This window comes from Virgibacillus sp. DJP39, from assembly GCF_049310925.1.
Lineage (GTDB): Bacteria > Bacillota > Bacilli > Bacillales > Amphibacillaceae > Virgibacillus_F.
Genome location: NZ_JBMERP010000006.1, coordinates 72,034 through 91,596, shown reverse-complemented (window position 1 = coordinate 91,596; position 19,563 = coordinate 72,034). Strand labels below are relative to the sequence as shown.

The window sequence follows — 19,563 nt, the reverse complement described above, 5'->3', positions numbered from 1 at the left end:
GGGAATAAATTAAGTGCCTGCTGAGATAATTAACGGGAAAGAATTAGCAAAGCAAATTAGAGAGAATATGAAGGAAGAGGTTTCTGATTTACGTGAACAAGGGTTGGTCCCACATCTGACTGTAGTTTTAGTAGGAGATGATCCTGCATCGAGATCATATGTCAATGGCAAGAAAAAAGCAAGTGCAGAAACAGGCATAACTTCTGAGATTATTGAACTACCGGAGTCAACTAGCGAGAAAGACTTATTAGACACTATTTCAGAGCTGAATGGTAACCCTGAAGTACACGGTATTCTGGTTCAGTTGCCATTGCCAAAGGCTATCTCAGAACAAAAAGTAATTGAACATATTAACCCTGAAAAAGATGTAGATGGATTTCATCCGTTAAATATAGGGAGAATGATGACTGGTAAGGATACATTTCTGCCTTGTACACCTTTTGGCATTGTCACAATGCTTAAATCCAAAAACATTAAAATTGCAGGTCAACATGTTGTGATAATTGGTAGAAGTAATATAGTTGGTAAGCCGGTTGGACAGCTTTTATTAAATGAAAACGCAACGGTTACATATTGCCATTCTAAGACAAAGGACTTAAAAGAAATCACGAAGCTAGCGGATATACTGATAGTAGCAGTTGGAAAACCAAATGTAATTGGGCCAGACTTTATAAAACAAGGAACAGCTGTTGTAGATGTTGGAGTGAATCGGTTAGAAAATGGATCTCTTACAGGGGATGTAGATTTTGAAGCTGTTAAGGAAATTGCATCTTACATCACACCTGTACCTAAAGGAGTTGGGCCTATGACAATAACTATGCTCCTTCAAAACACTATTAAGGCAGCAAAAAGGTTGAATAATCAGTGACCGACCAATATCTTACAGTTACAGCACTTACCAAATATGTGAAACGAAAATTTGACTCAGATCCACATCTTAGCACGGTACTTCTCAGGGGTGAAATTTCTAACTTTAAACTTCATAGTAGAGGACATATGTATTTAACAATAAAGGATGAACAGACAAGGATACAGGCAGTCATGTTTGCTGGTAATAATCGGTCAATTAAATTTACGCCAGAAAATGGTATGAAGGTTTTAATAACTGGTAATATTAGCGTCTTTGAACCATATGGACAATACCAACTTTACATACAAAAAATGGAACCTGATGGTATTGGTGCACTTTATCTTGCCTATGAACAATTAAAGGAAAAGTTAGCTAAACAAGGATACTTCAATCAGGAACTAAAGAAAAAATTACCTATATATCCAAAACATATTGGTGTAATTACATCACCTACGGGAGCAGCAGTTCGTGATATCATTACAACGATAAACCGTAGATACCCAATTGTGAAATTAACTGTAATACCGGTACTTGTTCAAGGCGTGAACGCTGCAAATTCGATTGTAAATGGGATTCGCCAAGCCAATAACCAAACTGATATCGATTTGTTGATTGTAGGACGTGGAGGCGGGTCAATAGAAGAATTGTGGAGCTTTAATGAAGAAACTGTAGCAATGGCTATAGTAGATTCTAAAATCCCAATTATTTCCGCAGTAGGCCATGAAACAGATACGACAATAAGTGACTTTGTGGCTGATTTACGTGCTCCTACACCAACAGGAGCTGCTGAATTAGCAGTCCCGTCCCAAATTGAACTTAACGAAAAAATAGGAAACATTACCAGGACTTTGTCAAGAATGATTGCCAATATCTACAATACATCATTGCGACAGGTTAAGGGTTTAAATCAATCCTATGCTTTTCGTTACCCCCAACAGCTTGTAAATCAAAAAGAGCAAGAGTTAGATAAACTGGTTGAACGTTTAAATAAAGCTCTTCTTTTTACGGTTAATAAAAAAACTGAATCTTTTTCCAACACTAAGAAACGATTTGTAAGTCAACACCCAAGACGTCAAATTCAAACTTTCACAAAAGAATTAGTTCATATACAAAAGCAAATGCACTATTTAATGTCCCAGGTAACTGAACAAAAATCAATACAAATTGTTAATATCATGGATAAACTTTCGTTACTTAATCCGTTAGAAGTTATGCGGCGGGGCTACGCTATCCCTTATGACCAGGCTGGAAATATTATTAAAACTGGTTCACAGACGAATAAACATGATCTTATACAAGTAAAATTAACAAATGAAATCTTACTGTGTAGAATTGAAGACATAATGGAGGATGAGAGGAATGAGTGAAGAAAAGAAAGAGCTTTCTTTTGAAGAAGCAATGGAAGATCTGGAAAAAATTGTCGAGCAATTAGAAGAAGGTGATGTTCCATTAGAGAAAGCAATAACTTTTTACCAAGATGGAATGAAGTTGTCAAAGTTATGTAATGATAAATTGGTTAATGTGCAGGAAAAAATGACAAAAATCATGAATGAACAAGGTGAATTAAAACCTTTTGATTTACAGGAGGAAGAATAACGTGCAGGCGACTTTAGATTCTTTTGTAGAGGAAAATAAACTGTTTGTTCAAGAAGAGTTCAATAAAGTGTTTAATCAATTAGACATCCCAGCAAGCTTAAAGGAATCCATGCTTTACTCACTTGAAGCTGGAGGGAAAATGCTAAGGCCAACCTTATTGATTGCAAGCTATGATGCTTATGGAAATGATAGAAAGAAAGTAATTGCTCCTGCATTAGCGTTAGAGATGATTCACACCTATTCACTTATTCACGATGATTTACCAGCAATGGATGATGACGATATAAGAAGAGGTAAACCAACCAATCACATTGCTTTTAACGAGGCAACGGCAATTTTGGCTGGGGATGGACTTTTAACCTATAGCTTTGAACTACTGGCGACAGACCCACACCTAACAGACAAGCAAAAAGTTTTTCTTATTAGTGAATTGTCGAGATCTAGTGGTCCTAAAGGGATGGTTGCTGGGCAATTATTAGATATGGAAGCAGAAAATAGAGAAATAACCCTAGAAGAACTCGAAAGAATCCATGTTCTTAAGACAGGTGAGTTAATCAAATTTGCAATAAGGTCGGGAGCATACATAGGCAATGCTACCGAAAAACAATTGGAACATTTAGATGAATTTGCTTATTATTTAGGTTTAATATTTCAAGTGCAGGACGATATTTTAGATGTAACAGGAAATCAGGACGTAATTGGTAAACCCGTTGGTAGTGATATAGATAATCAAAAGAGCACTTATCCAAAACTCTTAGGAAATAAAGGTGCAGCTCAACAAAAAGAAAAATACGTGAAACTTGCCAAAAAATCACTTTATCAAGCAAACGCGGACAACTCTTATTTAATGAAGCTTACTGATTATTTCAGTACACGAAATCACTAACATATATAGATAAATTGCGTATAATATGGTATAATAAATTTATAAATGGAATGGTGCAGTATTCTAGTCGGTCTTCCGTTCCTGAAGGCGGGCCTAAAAATCCGCCAAAGGGCATATCGATGAAGTTCCTTGTGTTGGCTTGAGGCGCCCAGCCTTGGGTCAGTGCTGGGAGTTAAGGTTTTAGGGCGATCCACAAAGGCATGTGGGCGTTGACCCTATTACCGCGGAGGCCCATCACTGTAGTGGTAACTAAGCCTAGGGACCATTATGGAATGGGGTATGAACCTGCATAGTAAGAAAGGGAAACCTTGCTTGTAGCGTAGCCTGCCTTGAGTGGTGATTGAGGGGATTAGAGTTTCGGATTGCAAGACGGTAGGCCACTGACTTGTAGTTTTCATCTCTATGAAATCTTCACTGCAAAAGAGGCTAGGGAACGCCAAAAAGACTGCCGAGGAAATCTCCTAGACTGTTCATTGACATTTAAAAGGGATTATAGTGTGGACTAAGTGGTAATCCAGTCTAACTTTTGGTGACAAAGTTAAGTTAGTTTTTAAGGGGAACCGCCCGTATGGTAACATCGGGTAACTATCTGGGAAAACCTACTGGACCTAAGCCGCAGTTTTTACCTTTTAAATGACCATTCCTTACTTACATAATAAGTTTGAGGTATAGAATGAAATCACAAATAAAACGATCTCTGAAATTTAGTTTAACCATTGCCGTTATCACTTTTGTGTTAGCGGCTATTTTTACAATTGTTTCATCTTCTATCTTGAGTGGCGTGGTTTGGATAGTTGGACTTTTAATTGTACTAGTCATAGTCATAATCGGTGTATTATTTGATATGCTTGGAATTGCTTCCACAGCTGCAAACGAACAACCATTTCATGCAATGGCAGCTGAAAAAGTTCCTGGTGCAAAAGAAGCGGTTCTAATTATTCGTAATGCAGATAAATTTGCGAGTTTCTGTAACGATGTTATCGGGGATATATCCGGAATTGTTAGTGGGACTGCTACAGCCATCGTTGTTCTGCAGATTGCTGATTTAGTTGGAGAAGGTGAAGGCTCAACATTACAAATAGTGTTGTCGGTTGTATTAACCAGTATAGTTGCAGCAATAACAGTAGGTGGAAAAGCAATAGGAAAATATTTTGCAATAAATGCATCCACTACTATCATCTTTTTTGCAGGAAAAGTAATCGCTGTAGTAGAGAATAAATTAAAAATAAATGTCTTACCTAAAAATAATAAAAAAAATAATAAAATCAAATAGAGAAGGATTTAGAGAATGGCTAAAAAGCGATTAGACATAGTGCTTGTTGAACGAAATTTAATGGAAACACGGGAAAAAGCCAAGCGGTCGATTATGGCAGGTCTTGTATTTTCAGAACAAGTTAGATTGGACAAACCTGGTGTTAAAGTGGAAGAGGATATTCCGCTAACAGTTAAAGGGAAATTAATACCTTATGTTGGCAGGGGTGGTCTAAAACTCGAGAAAGCCCTAAATGTGTTTAACATAGATTTGACTAATAAAACAATGGTTGACGTTGGATCCTCCACAGGTGGGTTTACCGATTGCGCCCTCCAAAATGGAGCGGTAAAATGCTATGCTGTTGATGTTGGGTATAATCAGTTGGACTGGAAATTGAGGAATGATGAACGTGTAGTTGTTATGGAACGAACAAATTTTAGATATGTCACCCCTGATATGCTTCAACATGGCGTTCCTAATATTGCGACTATTGATGTTTCATTTATATCTTTAAAATTAATTTTACCGGTATTGAAAAATTTGCTGGAACAAAACAGTGACATAGTAGCATTAATTAAACCGCAGTTTGAGGCAGGACGAGAACAAGTTGGAAAAAAAGGAATTGTGAGAGAAAAAGCTACACACCTACATGTTTTGGAAAAGGTCATCCGATTTGCTTTAGACGGGGGCTATCAACTGCGTGCACTGACCTATTCTCCAATCACAGGTGGCGACGGAAATATTGAATTTCTCGCTCACTTTAGTTGGCAAGATCAACAGGAAAAGTCAATTTCTCCTGATCCTTCCTTCCTAAATGCAGTTGTAGATGAAGCACATGCTAACTTTAAAGCACTCAAAAATCAATAAATGGGCTTTTTCTTAAGTTGCTAGGGGGATTGTAATCTAATGAGTAAAACACAACGGCAAATTAAAATTCGCGAAATAATCGCGGTTCAGGAAATTGAAACACAAGACGAACTGGTGGATAAGCTTAAAAATTTAGGTTTCAGTGTTACACAAAAAACAGTGTCTAGGGACATTAATGAATTGTGTTTAGTAAAAGTACCAACTCCAAGGGGGAATTATAAATATAGTCTGCCTTCTGATCATCGATTCAACCCCTCTGATAAATTAAAGCGACTGATACGCGATACATTTGTTAAAATTGACCATGCCAGTCACTTTATCGTATTAAAAACACTTCCTGGTAATGCACAAGCAGTAGGAGTACTAATTGACCATTTGGAATGGCATGAAATAATGGGTACAATTTGCGGCGATGACACGTGTATGATTATATGCAAAAATGAACAAGACTCACTATTAATTAAAGAGCGATTTTTAAATATGTTGTAAATTTATGTGGGGTGATTGGTGTTATGTTAACAGAATTATCTATTCGTGACTTCGCGATCATTGATGAACTATCCTTAACATTTAATGAAGGGCTGACTGTCCTAACTGGAGAAACAGGAGCAGGGAAATCGATTATTATCGACGCACTACAGTTATTAGCTGGAGGGCGAGGATCGGTTGAATTTGTGAGACATGATACAACGAAGGCTGAAATAGAAGGTCTCTTTTCAATCGACAATAAGGAGCATTCGATTTATAACGCGGGAAAGGAATATGGAATCGAAATTTCAGATAACATGATTGTCCTGCAGCGAACAATAACTTCTGGTGGCAAAAGTATTTGTCGTGTAAATGGTAAATTAGTCACGTTGGCAATTCTTAAGGAGTTTGGGAAAACGTTAATAGATATACATAGCCAGCATGAGACTCAAGGCTTAATGGAACCAGATAATCATATTGATTTACTTGATTTATATGATGCTGAGCAAATTAGTCGCGCAAAATTTGAATACCATAAACTATACGATAGATTACAAACACTTATAAAAAGACATAAAGAACTTAGTGAAAATGAACAGGAAATGGCTCATCGTTTAGATCTTTTAACGTTTCAACTGGATGAATTAGAACAAGCGAATTTAGAACCAAATGAAGATGAGATACTAGAAGAGGAACGAAAAAATCTGGCCAATTTCGACCGTGTGCATAAAAGTCTTCAGGATTCCTATAACGCCTTATACGGTGAACAAAAAGGTATCGAATGGCTTAGTACTGCGCTTCAGGCACTGGAAAATAACAAGCATTATGACCCGTTTATAGCAGAAAAAGCTGAAGAGCTTGCCAATCAGTTTTATATGGTTGAAGAACTGTCGTTTGATCTGCGTAATTACAGCGATACGCTGCAACATGAACCTGCACGGTTAAATGAAATTGAAACAAGGTTAAGTGAAATTAGCAGGTTAAAGAAAAAGTATGGTACAACAGTAAATGAAATAATTGAATATACAGGTAAAATTCAGGAAGAAATAGAAGAAATAACGAATAAGGATTCTCATTTGTCAAAATTACAAAATCAAATTAATGAGACGCGACAAGATACCTACTTGGAAGCAGAGCAACTACATGACATTAGAGCTAAAGCTGCAAAAGAGTTAACAAAGGAAATTCATTATGAATTAAAGGATTTGTATTTAGAGAAAGCTAAATTTTCAATTGATTTTTTAACCAAAGAGGAACTGGAATCAATTAATGACAAATCTGTTCCTCCGTTAAAGTTACATAAAAATGGAATTGATTATGTTACTTTTTTAATATCAACAAATACAGGTGAACCTCTTAAGGAATTAAGCAAGATTGCATCTGGTGGAGAGCTTTCCAGGATTATGTTAGCCTTGAAAAAAATATTCGCAAAACACCAGGGTGTAACAAGTGTCATATTTGATGAAGTGGATACCGGAGTAAGTGGGCGTGTCGCTCAGGCTATCGCAGAAAAGATCGTTCATGTATCACACCAGTCTCAAGTCCTGTGTATTACACACTTACCACAAGTTGCAGCTATGGCAGACACACATAATTTAATTGAGAAAGAAGAAAAGAAAAACAGAACGATTACTTTCGTTAAGGAACTTTCAAAAGATGAAAAAATAGATGAATTAAGTCGGATGATTACTGGGGCTAAATTAACGGATATAGCCAAAGAGCACGCAAATGAAATGCTTGAGTTGGCTGCTACTATAAAACAAAGTTTTTAATGGATAAGAGTGAGGTAAAAACCAGATGATAAGCTATCTGGTTTTTTTATTTTTCAGTAATAAATAAAATGGCGATCCAGCAACCGTAATACGTTGGTCGTCCAGCAACTAAAGCAAGGATGTTCGATTAAAACTGTGCGTACATGTCGAACGGTACGCCTGTATTTTTTTAACTTCATTTCTTTTAAAAAGTATATCCAAAAAAATCAGATTTATTTACAATTCCTCTATGCAATAATTTTATAGGTAATGATACACATGTTTACTTATTATTAACCAGTTTAAAAACACCCTTGTTCGGTCAAATTAGAAGTACAGACAAAAGATTGGGGTTAGGAACATGAGGAGAGTGGAATGATTGAAGTCTAGAAAAAACATCAGAGTATGGCTAGGGTTTTTGCTTTTCGTTGCGCTAATAATGGCGCCTTTTTATACACCAGTACAGAATTACCTTTCTATTCCCAATACTATTGTCACCTTCAACAATAATTCACCAATTGCTGTTCCAAGTTTGGGGAAATCGGTTAACATCGAATCCAATAAAGAGGAAGCAATACAGGCGATAAGTTCCAATGATTTTAAAAAGATGTCGGCAGGGAATGAACAACTTCTCTATTCAGTTGCTGGTATTCCAATTAAGAAAGTTGACGTAAATGTTTTAGAAGATTTTAAAGTGGTTCCTGGTGGTCAATCTATAGGTGTACAACTTCATACAGTAGGTGTACTTGTGGTTGGTCATCATCGAATTACCGGGACAAATAAATCGTCGCCAGGGGAAGAAGCAAACATTAAGGTCGGTGACATAATTTTAAAAATTAATGGGGATTCAATAAAGAAAATGAGTGATGTTAAACCGTACGTTGAAAAAGCAGGAAAGGCAAACGAAACATTAGATGTAACAATTAAGCGTGGAGACGACAAAATCCACACTGAATTAACACCGGTAAAGGATGAAAAAGACGATGAATTTCGTATTGGACTCTATATCAGAGATTCAGCAGCAGGGATAGGGACCATGACGTTTTATCATCCCAAATCCAAAAAGTATGGAGCTTTAGGACATGTAATATCTGATATGGATACACAAAAACCAATTGAGATTTACAATGGAGCAATAGTTAATTCTACAGTGACATCAATTGACCCGGGAACTAATGGGACCCCAGGTGAAAAACAAGCTGAATTTATGGCTGATGCAGCTAAAATAGGAACAATCACTAAAAATAGTGCATATGGTATATTTGGTGAATTAAGTGAAGGTATAGATAAGGGGAAATTTAATAAACCTATGCCAATAGCTTTATCACATGAAGTAAAAGAAGGTCCTGCAACAATTTTAACAGTAATTGAAGGTGAGAAAGTTGAAGAATTCGATGTTGAGGTTGTAAGCAGTGTCCCACAAAAATTCCCAGCAACAAAGGGCATGATCATTAAGATAACTGATAAAGAATTATTAGAAAAGACAGGTGGAATTGTTCAGGGTATGAGTGGCAGTCCAATCATTCAAAACGGTAAGGTGATTGGAGCCGTTACACATGTTTTTGTTAACGACCCAACGTCTGGATATGGTGTTCACATCGAATGGATGCTACAAGAAGCAGGTATTAATATTTATGACAAAAAGAAAAAAGCTAGTTAAACGAAAACAGTTTGCATCAGATATTTCTGGTGCAAACTGTTTTCGTTTTATTTTTCGACAAACGCAACTGTAATTTGTCATTTTTTATCATATACAATAGAATACTGAAGAAAAACTAAGGAAAATAAAGAAAAGTTTAAAAAAAATAAAGTTTTTTTCCTTTAAAGAAGGATATGCGGAATTCATGTCGAAAGTATAGCGTGGGAAATGTTTAAATTACATAAGGGAGGAAACAAAGTGGAAAAGGCAAAGAAAATATCAGTGTGTTTAGTTGATGACAATCGGGAATTGGTTCAGGTTATGGAGGAGTATTTCGATGGTCAGGATGATATAGAGGTTATTGGAACTGCAAATAACGGAAGAGACTGCTTAGAAATGCTTGAGGAATTAGAGCCAGACGTATTAATTTTAGATATAATTATGCCCCATGTTGACGGGTTAGCTGTTCTACAATCTATTCGAAGGTCAGAAAGAGCAAAATATCCAAATGTAATTATGCTAACGGCCTTTGGACAAGAAGAAGTAATGAAAAAAGCAGTTGATCTGGGTGCTGCCTATTTTATATTAAAACCTTTTGATTTAGATAACTTAGCTGATCAAATTCAGCAGGTGCAAGGCAGAAATAATAAACCGTCACAACTAAATAATAGTACCAACAGAAAAGGGAAACAAAAGAAAGATCTAGAAGCAAATATTACGAATATAATTCATGAAATTGGTGTGCCAGCACACATAAAAGGATATATGTATTTACGAGAAGCAATTACCATGGTTTACAATGACATTGAGTTGCTTGGATCAATTACAAAAGTGCTCTATCCTGATATTGCAAAAAAATTCAACACTACCGCGTCAAGAGTAGAGCGTGCAATAAGACATGCAATAGAGGTTGCATGGAGTAGAGGTAATATCGACTCCATTTCAGAGTTATTTGGCTATACAATTAGTGTCTCAAAAGCAAAACCGACAAATTCAGAGTTCATCGCAATGGTTGCTGACCGATTAAGGTTAGAACATAAAGTAAGTTAATATGAAAAAATGATGGTTCTATGTAATTATAGGACCATCATTTTAGTTAACTTTTCATATTTGTGTTTTTTGTGTCGTATTGACGTTTTCTGTCTCGATGTACAATAAAACCTCCTATAAAAGCAATACCGCCCACTAAAAAAATAAATCCAATAAAAAATTGGACTCCCACGTGAAAAAATAGAGGATATAAATCATCAAATAATGAATCACGCATCAATTTAATTCCATAAGCAGAAATAATTCCTGGAATGACAAGAAATAATACTGCAATAATTCGCATATTGAGAAACTCCTTTTAAATCATATGTTATCTTCAGTATAGCAAAGCCATTTAAAAATAGGAACAATTTTTATTTGCCAAAACCTGCAGATTATCGTACAATATATATGTGCAAAAAATTGCAAGGTGGGATCAAATGAAGCGAGTGCTTATAATTGGTGCTGGTAAAGGTGGAACTGCATTCATAAAGATTTTATCAAAAATAGATCGGATGCAAATTGTTGGAGTAATTGATTCAAACAGCCAGGCTATAGGATTAAAACTTGCAAATGAATATGGCATACATACAGGTGCAGATTGGAAAAAGTGGGTCAATGATGACATAGATATCATCATTGAAGCAACTGGAAATGAGTCTGTTTTAGAAGATATTATCGAGGCTCGCAATAGAAAGACAGTTGTAATTCCGGGTTCAGTTGCATTTATTATCGCAGAATTAATGGAAGAAAAAGAGTCGTTGTTAGAGCGGCTGAAAATGGAAATGGATAATCAAAAACTGATTCTTAATAATATTCGTGATGGAATGATAGTAGTGAACGGGCAGGGTATAGTCCAGTTTATTAATAAGAGTGCTGAGCGAATAATAGAAGTAGCCAAACAGGATTTCCTAAACAGGCCGATTCAAGAAGTTATTGAAAATTCGAGACTTCCTTTTGTTATTAGAAGTCGAAGAAAAGAAGTTAACCAGGAATTAATCCTCGAAAACAATAAAAAGATTATTACCACAAGAATACCTATCATTAATTCCGAAGATGAACTAGTCGGTGCATTCGCAGTATTCAAGGATATTACGGAAGTAGTTAATCTGGCAGAAGAAAATACAGATTTAAAAGAAATTAAAATAATGTTAGAAGCAATTATTCAATCATCTGATGAAGCAATAACTGTTGTTGACGAAAATGGAAATGGATTAATGATTAATCCTGCATATTCCAGGATTACTGGTTTAACAAAATCAGATATTATAGGCAAACCCGCAACTGTTGATATTTCAGAAGGTGAAAGTATGCATATGAAGGTTTTACATACACGACGTCCAGTTCGTGGAGTGAGAATGAAGGTTGGATCTGCGAAAAAGGATGTTCTTGTCAATGTTGCTCCTGTAATTGTTGATGGTAAAATAAAAGGTAGTGTCGGTGTTTTGCATGATGTTTCCGAGATAAAGGCCCTTACAAGTGAGTTAAAGCGGGCAAGACAAATTATTAGGAATCTGGAAGCTAAATATACGTTCGATGATATAATTGGTTCCTCACCTGAACTTAAGCTTGCACTTGAACAAGCTAAGGTCGGTGCAAAAACACCTGCTATTGTATTACTACGTGGTGAATCTGGAACTGGAAAAGAACTTTTTGCTCATGCTATTCACAATGAAAGCGATAGAAAACATAACAAGTTTATCCGTGTGAACTGTGCTGCTTTTGAAGATTCCGTTCTTGAGAGTGAATTGTTTGGTTATGTAGAAGGTGCTTTTTCCGGATCAAAGCGTGGTGGGAAAGCTGGTTTGTTTGAGGAAGCAAATATGGGGAGTATTTTTCTGGATGAGATCAGTGAATTATCTTTACCTATGCAAGCCAAATTATTAAGAGTGCTCCAGGATAATGAAATTGTGCGCGTTGGTGGGATTGAACCCATTGCTATTAATGTTCGCATTATAACAGCCACAAACGCTAATTTAGAAAAAGCTATAATGAAAAAGACTTTTCGTGAAGATTTGTATTACAGATTGAACCGTTTACCAATATTTATTCCTTCACTACATGAAAGAGTAGAGGATTTGACAGAGTTAATCCCCCATCTAATTCATAAAATAAATCAGGACTATGGAAGAAATGTGCGCAGAATTAACCTTGAAGCTATGGATTTTCTCAAGTCGTATAATTGGCCTGGAAATGTACGGGAGTTAGAAAATGTTTTGGGACGTGCTTTAATTTATATGGATATTAATGAGGAAGTTATAAAACTAAAACACATTCCTAGCCTGAATCCAGATAACGCAATTCATTCACAGGATGTCGAGCGTTTCGAGACAAATAACGGCACACTGCAGGACGCAGTTGAAAATTTTGAGGAAACATATATAAAACAGGTTTATCACGCAAACCATTATAATAAAACAAAGACAGCAAAGGAGCTTAATATTTCTATTCGGAATTTATATTATAAAATGGACAAGTATCGGATAGAAAAAACAAATATGAAAGATTTCACGTAACTTTAGTTAACGAAACAAAAAATTAAAGCGCTTCCAATAAGGTTGGAGGGAACAGATGAAAACATTAAGTGATTTAACGCGAAGTGCAAAAAATGAAACTGGAAAAATTGTATCTGTAGCTAATGCCGCAGATGAAGAAGTTCTTAAAGCAGTAAAAGAAGCGTTAACAGAAAGTTTATGCTCATTCATCCTTTTTGGAAATGAAAATGATATACGTACTATTTCTAATAGCATAGGATTAGATTTGTCATCATCTGACTTAAAGGTTGTTAATGAAGAAAATGATTCAGCGCGTGCAGCGGTTGAGGCTATTCATCAGAAGAAAGCAGATATTTTAATGAAAGGTAATATTTCATCAAAGTCTCTTTTAAAAGCTGTGCTGAATAAGGAGTATGGACTAAGGACAGGCAAAATTTTATCACATGTAGCTCTTTTTGAAATACCTAACCAGGATCGCTTATTATTCTTAACAGATTCAGGAATGAATATTGCACCAACATTAATGGAAAAAGCTGAAATAATCAATAATGCAGTGCAAATAGCAAGGGGCGTAGGAATAGATTGCCCAAAGGTAGCAGCGCTTGCAGCGGTTGAAGTAATAAATCCAAGTATGCAAGCTACTGTAGATGCGGCACTATTAACACAAATGCAAAAGCGAAATCAAATCAGAAACTGCATTGTTGATGGTCCGCTGGCATTTGATAACGCGATATCATCTCATGCTGCTGAACTAAAAGATATCCAATCAGAGGTTGCCGGGTTTGCGGATATTATAGCTGTTCCAACGATTGAAGTCGGAAACGCTTTATATAAATCATTTATGTATTTTGCTAATGCAAAAGTAGCAGCGGTTGTAAGCGGTGCAAGTGCACCAATTGTCTTAACATCACGTGCAGATTCTGCAGCAACCAAGTTACATTCACTTTCACTTGCACTAGCCTCATTAAAAAAATTCTAGGAGGAACAACAATGGAAATTTTTACTTACATGGAAAAATATGATTATGAGCAATTGGTTTTTTGTCAGGATAAAAATTCGGGGTTGAAAGCAATTATAGCAATTCATGATACCACTCTGGGTCCTGCACTTGGCGGGACTAGAATGTGGACGTATCCAACGGAAGCTGCCGCAATAGAGGATGCACTTCGTTTAGCTAAAGGAATGACTTATAAAAATGCAGCTGCAGGCTTAAACTTAGGTGGAGGTAAAACAGTAATTATTGGAGATCCTAAAAAGGATAAAAATCCTGAACTATTCCGCGCTTTTGGTAGATACATTCAAGGGTTAAATGGACGCTATATTACTGCTGAAGACGTTGGTACAACTGTAGAAGACATGGATTTAATTCACATGGAAACCGACTTTGTAACAGGGGTTTCACCTGAGTTTGGTTCTTCAGGTAATCCATCGCCTGTTACAGCTTATGGAACGTATAAAGGGATGAAAGCAGCTGCAATGGAGGCATTTGGCAGTGATTCATTAGAAGGAAAAACAATAGCTGTCCAAGGTGTTGGTAATGTTGCATATACACTTTGTGAATATTTGCATGAGGAAGGTGCCAACTTAATCGTTACTGATATAAACAAAGTAGCTGTTGATCGGGCGGTAAATGCATTTGGGGCAAAAGCAGTGGATCCAGATGACATATATGGAGTTGACTGCGATATTTATTCTCCATGCGCTCTTGGTGCAACGATAAATGATGAAACTATTCCGCAATTTAAAGCCAAAGTGATTGCAGGTTCAGCTAATAATCAACTTAAATCTACTAAACACGGGGACATTATACATGAGATGGGTATTGTCTATGCACCAGATTATGTTATCAATTCAGGCGGAGTAATCAACGTAGCTGATGAGCTAAATGGTTATAATGCAGCAAGAGCAATGAAAAATGTAGAATCCATATATGGCATCCTATTAAAAATATTTGATATTTCCAGACGTGATAATATCCCGACATATGTCGCAGCTGATCGTATGGCTGAAGAGCGGATTGCATCCGTTAGGGATTCCCGTAGCCAGTTTTTATTAAACGGACATCACACATTAAGTAGAAGATAGGTGGTTTACTGTACGCTAACGGTGCCACATGCAGAATATGTAACGGAGGTTAACAGCATTGCAACAACTCTTTCGCATTTTAGTAATAAACCCAGGGTCAACTTCAACAAAGATAGGTGTTTTTGACAATGAAACCTGTATCTTTGAAAAAACTATTCGTCACGATGCTGATGAAGTAGCAACGTACAATCGTATAATTGATCAATATGATTTCAGAAAAAATATCATTCTAAATCAATTGGATCATGAAGGTATTAACATTTCTAAATTAAGTGCTGTTTGTGGTCGTGGCGGTTTGCTAAGACCAATAGAAGGTGGAACGTATGAAGTGAACGCCGCAATGCTTAATGATTTAAGACAAGGACTTAACGGTGAACACGCATCAAATTTAGGGGGCATTATTGCAAGTGAAATTGCTAATGGCCTTAACATTCCAGCCTACATTGTGGATCCTGTAGTCGTAGATGAATTTGAGGATATAGCGCGTTATTCTGGTGTTCCTGAAATACCGAGAAAAAGTATTTTTCATGCTCTAAACCAAAAAGCAGTCGCAAGACGAGCGGCAGAAGATATTAATATGGCTTATAGCGAGGTTAATTTAATTGTTACCCACATGGGTGGGGGAATCACAGTGGGAGCACATAAAAAGGGAAAAGTAGTTGACGTGAACAATGGCTTGCATGGCGATGGACCATTTTCTCCTGAGCGCGCTGGTACTGTACCAGCTGGTGATTTGGTTGCATTGTGCTACTCAGGTCAATATTACCTGGATGAAGTGATGAAAAAATTAGTAGGCAAGGGCGGACTTATGGCGTATTTGCAAACAAGTGATGCAGTTGAAGTTGAACATAGAATCGAAAAAGGTGATCAAGAGGCAATTAATGTCTATGAAGCAATGGCATATCAGATTGCTAAGGAAATAGGTTCTATGAGTGCTGTGTTAGAAGGGAAAGTCGATGCAATTGTGCTAACTGGTGGCCTTGCTTATGGAAAAACCTTTTTAAAAATGATTTCGAAAAGAATCGATTGGATCGCTGACGTAATTGTCTATCCAGGTGAAAATGAACTACAGGCATTAACAGAAGGAACATTGAGGGTACTTCGTAAAGAAGAAGAACCTATGATTTATCCTGCTACTCAACAACAATAGGAGTGAATGATGTATGGCAAAAGAATACGATCTCGTTATCCTCGGTGGGGGAACGGGAGGATATGTAGCTGCAATAAGAGCATCTCAGCTAGGAATGCAAGTAGCAATTGTTGAAAAGGGCGACCTTGGTGGAACATGTTTACACCGTGGTTGTATACCTTCTAAGGCGTTACTTCGTAGTGCAGAAGTTTTCAGGCAAACAAAAGAAGCAAGTCAGTATGGGATAGATACTAATGATACAACTTTAAATTTCACCAAGGTACAAGAGAGAAAAGATAAGATTGTTAACACACTCCATCAAGGTGTGCAGGGACTAATGAAAAAGGGGAAAATAGATGTATTTGAAGGCTTTGGTCGTATTCTTGGACCTAGTATTTTTTCTCCTATGCCAGGTACAATTTCAATTGAATATGCAAACGGTGATGAAAACACAATGATTGTACCGAAAAATGTACTAATTGCAACTGGCTCCAGACCGAAATCTCTTCCTGGACTTGAAATCGACGGGAAATATGTAATGACTTCAGATGAAGCGCTACATATGGAAGAGTTGCCCAATTCAATCATCATTGTAGGTGGTGGAGTAATCGGAATTGAGTGGGCGTCAATGCTTGCTGACTTCGGGATAGAAGTTACTGTTATTGAGTATTTAGACCAGATTTTACCGACTGAAGACGCTGCAATTGCAAAAGAGGCTGAAAAACTTCTTAAGAAAAAAGGAATTACTTTTGTGAAAAGCGCTAAAGTTTTATCTGACACCCTATCAGTAGAGAACGGTGTTCGTGTTGAGGCTGAAATTGGTGGCGAAAACCAAACCTTCGAAGCGGAGAAAATGTTAGTTTCTGTTGGACGTGAAGCAAATACAACAAACATTGGTATCGAAAACACGGATATAGTTATTGAAAAAGGATTTATCCAAACAAATAACGTTTATCAAACGAAAGAGACACATATTTATGCAATTGGAGATGTCATTGGTGGTATGCAATTGGCTCATGTTGCTTCACATGAAGGAATTGTGGCAGTAGAACATATGGGAAATCATAACCCTCTACCAATTAAATATGAAAACATACCAACGTGCATCTATTCTAACCCAGAAGTTGCTAGTGTCGGGCTTACTGAAAAGCAGGCTAAGGAACAAGGATATGATATCAAGGTTGGCAAGTTTCCTTTCCAGGCAGTTGGTAAAGCATTGGTTCACGGTGAGTCAGATGGTTTCGTGAAAATTATTGCAGATAAAAAAACAGATGATTTATTAGGGTGTCACATGATAGGTCCACATGTTACGGATATGATTTCTGAAGCAGGTCTTGCAAAAGTTCTAGATGCAACACCTTGGGAAATCGCAGAAACCATTCACCCACATCCTACCCTTTCTGAAGTGATTGGCGAAGCGGCTCTAGCAGTGGATGGAAAACAAATACATGGTTAAAAGCTGAGACGACTGAACATCGGGTCAGGGCTTAGAAAATAAAGGAGGGACTATAAATGGCAAAGAATCGCCACCAAGCATTAGGATTAACTGATGATCAGGCATTAGAAATGTTTAAAACAATGCTTTTAGCAAGGAAAATTGACGAAAGAATGTGGTTATTGAACAGAGCAGGGAAAATTCCATTTGTTATTTCTTGTCAAGGACAGGAAGCAGCTCAAGTGGGGGCGTCTTTTGCGTTAAATCGAGAAGAGGATTATGTGGCACCATATTACCGGGATATGGGGGTAGTTCTTGCTTTTGGTATGACAGCTAGAGAATTAATGTTATCTGGTTTTGCTAAACAAGAAGATCCAAATTCCGGTGGACGTCAAATGCCAGGACATTTTGGACAAAAGAAAAACAGAATTTTAACTGGATCGTCTCCTGTGACAACTCAACTTCCGCATGCTGTGGGTGTTGGCTTAGCTGCAAAGATGGAAGGAAAGAAGATTGTTTCGTTGGTGACTCTTGGGGAAGGTTCTTCGAATCAAGGTGACTTTCATGAAGGTTTGAATTTTGCTGGTGTACATAAGCTTCCAGTAATAACAATGGTTGAAAATAATAAATATGCAATTTCAGTACCAATAGAAAGGCAAGTAGCGGCAAAAAACGTCTCAGACCGTGCAATTGGTTATGGGATGCCAGGTATAACTGTAGACGGTAATGATCCATTGGCTGTCTATGAGGCTGTTAAAGAGGCAAGAGAACGTGCAGTCAAAGGTGACGGCCCAACGTTAATTGAGGCTGTAACCTATCGTTTAACTGCGCATTCAAGTGATGACGATGACAGTCAGTATCGAGAAAGTAAAGAGGTAGAAGAGGCAAAGAAGAAAGATTCTATTATAACCTTTGCTGCCTATTTGAAAGACGCAGGGATATTAACGGATGAGGTTGAAAAAGAATTAAATGCAGAAATTGTCGATATCGTAAACGAAGCAACAGACTATGCAGAAAATGCACCATATGCGGAACCAGAGAGTGCTTTAAGATTTGTATATGAAGAGTAAGGAGGGAACTGTAAAATGCCAGTAATGTCATATATACAAGCTGTAACAACAGCATTAAGAGAAGAGATGCAACGTGACGAGAAAGTTTTTATTTTAGGAGAAGATGTTGGTAAGAAAGGTGGCGTATTTGGAGCTACCAAGGGTTTGTACGATGAATTTGGTGATGCACGTGTTCTTGACACACCACTTGCAGAATCAGCAATAGCTGGTGTAGGAATTGGCGCGGCTATGTATGGAATGCGGCCAGTAGCTGAGATGCAATTTGCTGATTTTATTATGCCGGCAGTAAATCAAATCATCTCAGAAGCAGCTAAAATTCGATATCGCTCGAATAATGATTGGAGTGCCCCGATGACTATACGTGCCCCATACGGTGGGGGAGTCCATGGCGCTTTATACCATTCACAATCAGTTGAAGCAATCTTTGCAAACCAACCAGGTTTAAAAATAGTTATGCCGTCTACACCGTACGATGTAAAGGGATTACTAAAGGCATCTATTCGTGACAACGATCCGGTTCTCTTTTTCGAGCATAAACGAGCGTACCGCCTACTTAAAGGGGAGGTCCCTGAGGATGATTATGTCCTTCCACTAGGAAAAGCAGATGTTAAACGAGAAGGTTCAGACGTAACGATAATCACCTATGGTTTAGCGGTACATTTTGCACTGCAGGCAGCTGAAAAGTTAGCTGAAGAAGGTATTGATGCACATATATTAGATTTACGTACAATTTATCCATTAGATAAAGAGGGAATTATTGAAGCTGCTAAAAAGACTGGAAAGGTACTATTGATTACTGAGGACAATAAAGAAGGAAGTATTATCGGTGAAGTCGCAGCTATTATTGCTGAAAATTGTTTGTTTGATTTGGATGCACCTGTTCAACGTCTTGCAGGTCCTGATGTTCCTGCAATGCCATACTCACCCAAAATGGAGAAGTTCTTTATGATCAATCCAGATAAAGTAGAAAAGGCAATACGTGAACTAGCAGAATTTTAATGGAATTAAAGG

18 protein-coding genes are annotated in these 19,563 nt (G+C 37.2%); 17 read left to right on the top strand and 1 reads right to left on the bottom strand.

The window, feature by feature from the left end:
- The first annotated feature begins 13 nt into the window (after positions 1-13).
- The 10 genes from folD (at position 14) to spo0A (ending at position 10,359) form a co-directional block, all read left to right on the top strand.
- A complete protein-coding gene (gene folD, locus ACOI1D_RS04220; protein ID WP_422499482.1) occupies positions 14-868 on the top strand; it encodes a bifunctional methylenetetrahydrofolate dehydrogenase/methenyltetrahydrofolate cyclohydrolase FolD in 855 nt (284 codons plus the stop codon).
- On the top strand, positions 865-2,217 hold the full coding sequence (gene xseA / locus ACOI1D_RS04215) for an exodeoxyribonuclease VII large subunit (protein WP_422499480.1): 1,353 nt from the start codon (positions 865-867) through the stop codon (positions 2,215-2,217). Before folD ends, xseA begins: the two co-directional genes overlap by 4 nt.
- Positions 2,210-2,446 (top strand): exodeoxyribonuclease VII small subunit, encoded by a 237-nt coding sequence (locus ACOI1D_RS04210; protein ID WP_422499478.1) that lies wholly within the window; start codon positions 2,210-2,212, stop codon positions 2,444-2,446. Before xseA ends, ACOI1D_RS04210 begins: the two co-directional genes overlap by 8 nt.
- Position 2,447: 1 nt before the next feature.
- Entirely contained in the window at positions 2,448-3,332 is an 885-nt protein-coding gene (locus ACOI1D_RS04205; protein ID WP_422499476.1) for a polyprenyl synthetase family protein, read from the top strand.
- A gap of 673 nt (positions 3,333-4,005) precedes the next feature.
- Positions 4,006-4,605 (top strand): hypothetical protein, encoded by a 600-nt coding sequence (locus ACOI1D_RS04200; protein ID WP_422499474.1) that lies wholly within the window; start codon positions 4,006-4,008, stop codon positions 4,603-4,605.
- Between the two features lie 15 nt (positions 4,606-4,620).
- On the top strand, positions 4,621-5,451 hold the full coding sequence (locus ACOI1D_RS04195) for a TlyA family RNA methyltransferase (protein ID WP_422499472.1): 831 nt from the start codon (positions 4,621-4,623) through the stop codon (positions 5,449-5,451).
- A gap of 39 nt (positions 5,452-5,490) precedes the next feature.
- The gene (ahrC, locus tag ACOI1D_RS04190) at positions 5,491-5,940 is read left to right on the top strand and encodes a transcriptional regulator AhrC/ArgR (protein WP_422499470.1); all 450 of its coding nucleotides are present in this window, start codon (positions 5,491-5,493) and stop codon (positions 5,938-5,940) included.
- A gap of 23 nt (positions 5,941-5,963) precedes the next feature.
- Positions 5,964-7,691, top strand: a complete 1,728-nt coding sequence (gene recN / locus ACOI1D_RS04185) for a DNA repair protein RecN (protein WP_422499468.1) — start codon at positions 5,964-5,966, stop codon at positions 7,689-7,691.
- A gap of 358 nt (positions 7,692-8,049) precedes the next feature.
- Entirely contained in the window at positions 8,050-9,330 is a 1,281-nt protein-coding gene (gene spoIVB / locus ACOI1D_RS04180; protein ID WP_422499466.1) for a SpoIVB peptidase, read from the top strand.
- A gap of 207 nt (positions 9,331-9,537) precedes the next feature.
- Positions 9,538-10,359 (top strand): sporulation transcription factor Spo0A, encoded by an 822-nt coding sequence (gene spo0A / locus ACOI1D_RS04175; RefSeq protein WP_422499464.1) that lies wholly within the window; start codon positions 9,538-9,540, stop codon positions 10,357-10,359.
- A gap of 46 nt (positions 10,360-10,405) precedes the next feature.
- Here spo0A and ACOI1D_RS04170 read toward each other — a convergent pair whose 3' ends face one another.
- Positions 10,406-10,642 (bottom strand): DUF2627 domain-containing protein, encoded by a 237-nt coding sequence (locus ACOI1D_RS04170; RefSeq protein WP_422499462.1) that lies wholly within the window; start codon positions 10,640-10,642, stop codon positions 10,406-10,408.
- 136 nt (positions 10,643-10,778) lie between these two features.
- Between ACOI1D_RS04170 and ACOI1D_RS04165 the strand changes: the two genes are divergently transcribed.
- From ACOI1D_RS04165 to ACOI1D_RS04135, 7 genes are read left to right on the top strand one after another with little or no spacing between them, the layout of a single operon-like run.
- Positions 10,779-12,854 carry a sigma 54-interacting transcriptional regulator gene (locus tag ACOI1D_RS04165; RefSeq protein WP_422499460.1) on the top strand — a complete coding sequence of 692 codons (2,076 nt, stop codon included), beginning with the start codon at positions 10,779-10,781 and terminating at the stop codon, positions 12,852-12,854.
- Positions 12,855-12,909: 55 nt separating this feature from the next.
- Positions 12,910-13,812 carry a phosphate butyryltransferase gene (yqiS, locus tag ACOI1D_RS04160; protein WP_422499458.1) on the top strand — a complete coding sequence of 301 codons (903 nt, stop codon included), beginning with the start codon at positions 12,910-12,912 and terminating at the stop codon, positions 13,810-13,812.
- 11 nt (positions 13,813-13,823) lie between these two features.
- A complete protein-coding gene (gene bcd / locus ACOI1D_RS04155) occupies positions 13,824-14,918 on the top strand; it encodes a branched-chain amino acid dehydrogenase (protein ID WP_422499456.1) in 1,095 nt (364 codons plus the stop codon).
- 58 nt (positions 14,919-14,976) lie between these two features.
- Positions 14,977-16,068, top strand: coding sequence for a butyrate kinase (gene buk, locus ACOI1D_RS04150; protein WP_422499454.1), 1,092 nt, complete (start codon positions 14,977-14,979; stop codon positions 16,066-16,068).
- Positions 16,069-16,081: 13 nt separating this feature from the next.
- Positions 16,082-17,503 (top strand): dihydrolipoyl dehydrogenase, encoded by a 1,422-nt coding sequence (gene lpdA, locus ACOI1D_RS04145; RefSeq protein ID WP_422499452.1) that lies wholly within the window; start codon positions 16,082-16,084, stop codon positions 17,501-17,503.
- Between the two features lie 56 nt (positions 17,504-17,559).
- Complete coding sequence (locus ACOI1D_RS04140) at positions 17,560-18,552, top strand: thiamine pyrophosphate-dependent dehydrogenase E1 component subunit alpha (RefSeq protein WP_422499450.1); 993 nt, start codon at positions 17,560-17,562, stop codon at positions 18,550-18,552.
- Between the two features lie 15 nt (positions 18,553-18,567).
- Positions 18,568-19,551, top strand: coding sequence for an alpha-ketoacid dehydrogenase subunit beta (locus tag ACOI1D_RS04135; protein ID WP_422499448.1), 984 nt, complete (start codon positions 18,568-18,570; stop codon positions 19,549-19,551).
- The last annotated feature ends 12 nt before the right edge of the window (positions 19,552-19,563 follow it).

What these genes read in the sequence shown, in the direction of transcription:
- ACOI1D_RS04170 (WP_422499462.1), bottom strand. Translation starts at nt 10,642, where the DNA reads ATGCGAATTATTGCAGTATTATTTCTTGTCATTCCAGGAATTATTTCT.
- yqiS (WP_422499458.1), top strand. Translation starts at nt 12,910, where the DNA reads ATGAAAACATTAAGTGATTTAACGCGAAGTGCAAAAAATGAAACTGGA.
- ACOI1D_RS04140 (WP_422499450.1), top strand. Translation starts at nt 17,560, where the DNA reads ATGGCAAAGAATCGCCACCAAGCATTAGGATTAACTGATGATCAGGCA.
- ACOI1D_RS04165 (WP_422499460.1), top strand. Translation starts at nt 10,779, where the DNA reads ATGAAGCGAGTGCTTATAATTGGTGCTGGTAAAGGTGGAACTGCATTC.
- lpdA (WP_422499452.1), top strand. Translation starts at nt 16,082, where the DNA reads ATGGCAAAAGAATACGATCTCGTTATCCTCGGTGGGGGAACGGGAGGA.
- ahrC (WP_422499470.1), top strand. Translation starts at nt 5,491, where the DNA reads ATGAGTAAAACACAACGGCAAATTAAAATTCGCGAAATAATCGCGGTT.
- ACOI1D_RS04200 (WP_422499474.1), top strand. Translation starts at nt 4,006, where the DNA reads ATGAAATCACAAATAAAACGATCTCTGAAATTTAGTTTAACCATTGCC.
- ACOI1D_RS04135 (WP_422499448.1), top strand. Translation starts at nt 18,568, where the DNA reads ATGCCAGTAATGTCATATATACAAGCTGTAACAACAGCATTAAGAGAA.
- recN (WP_422499468.1), top strand. Translation starts at nt 5,964, where the DNA reads ATGTTAACAGAATTATCTATTCGTGACTTCGCGATCATTGATGAACTA.
- ACOI1D_RS04210 (WP_422499478.1), top strand. Translation starts at nt 2,210, where the DNA reads ATGAGTGAAGAAAAGAAAGAGCTTTCTTTTGAAGAAGCAATGGAAGAT.
- bcd (WP_422499456.1), top strand. Translation starts at nt 13,824, where the DNA reads ATGGAAATTTTTACTTACATGGAAAAATATGATTATGAGCAATTGGTT.
- ACOI1D_RS04195 (WP_422499472.1), top strand. Translation starts at nt 4,621, where the DNA reads ATGGCTAAAAAGCGATTAGACATAGTGCTTGTTGAACGAAATTTAATG.
- spo0A (WP_422499464.1), top strand. Translation starts at nt 9,538, where the DNA reads ATGTTTAAATTACATAAGGGAGGAAACAAAGTGGAAAAGGCAAAGAAA.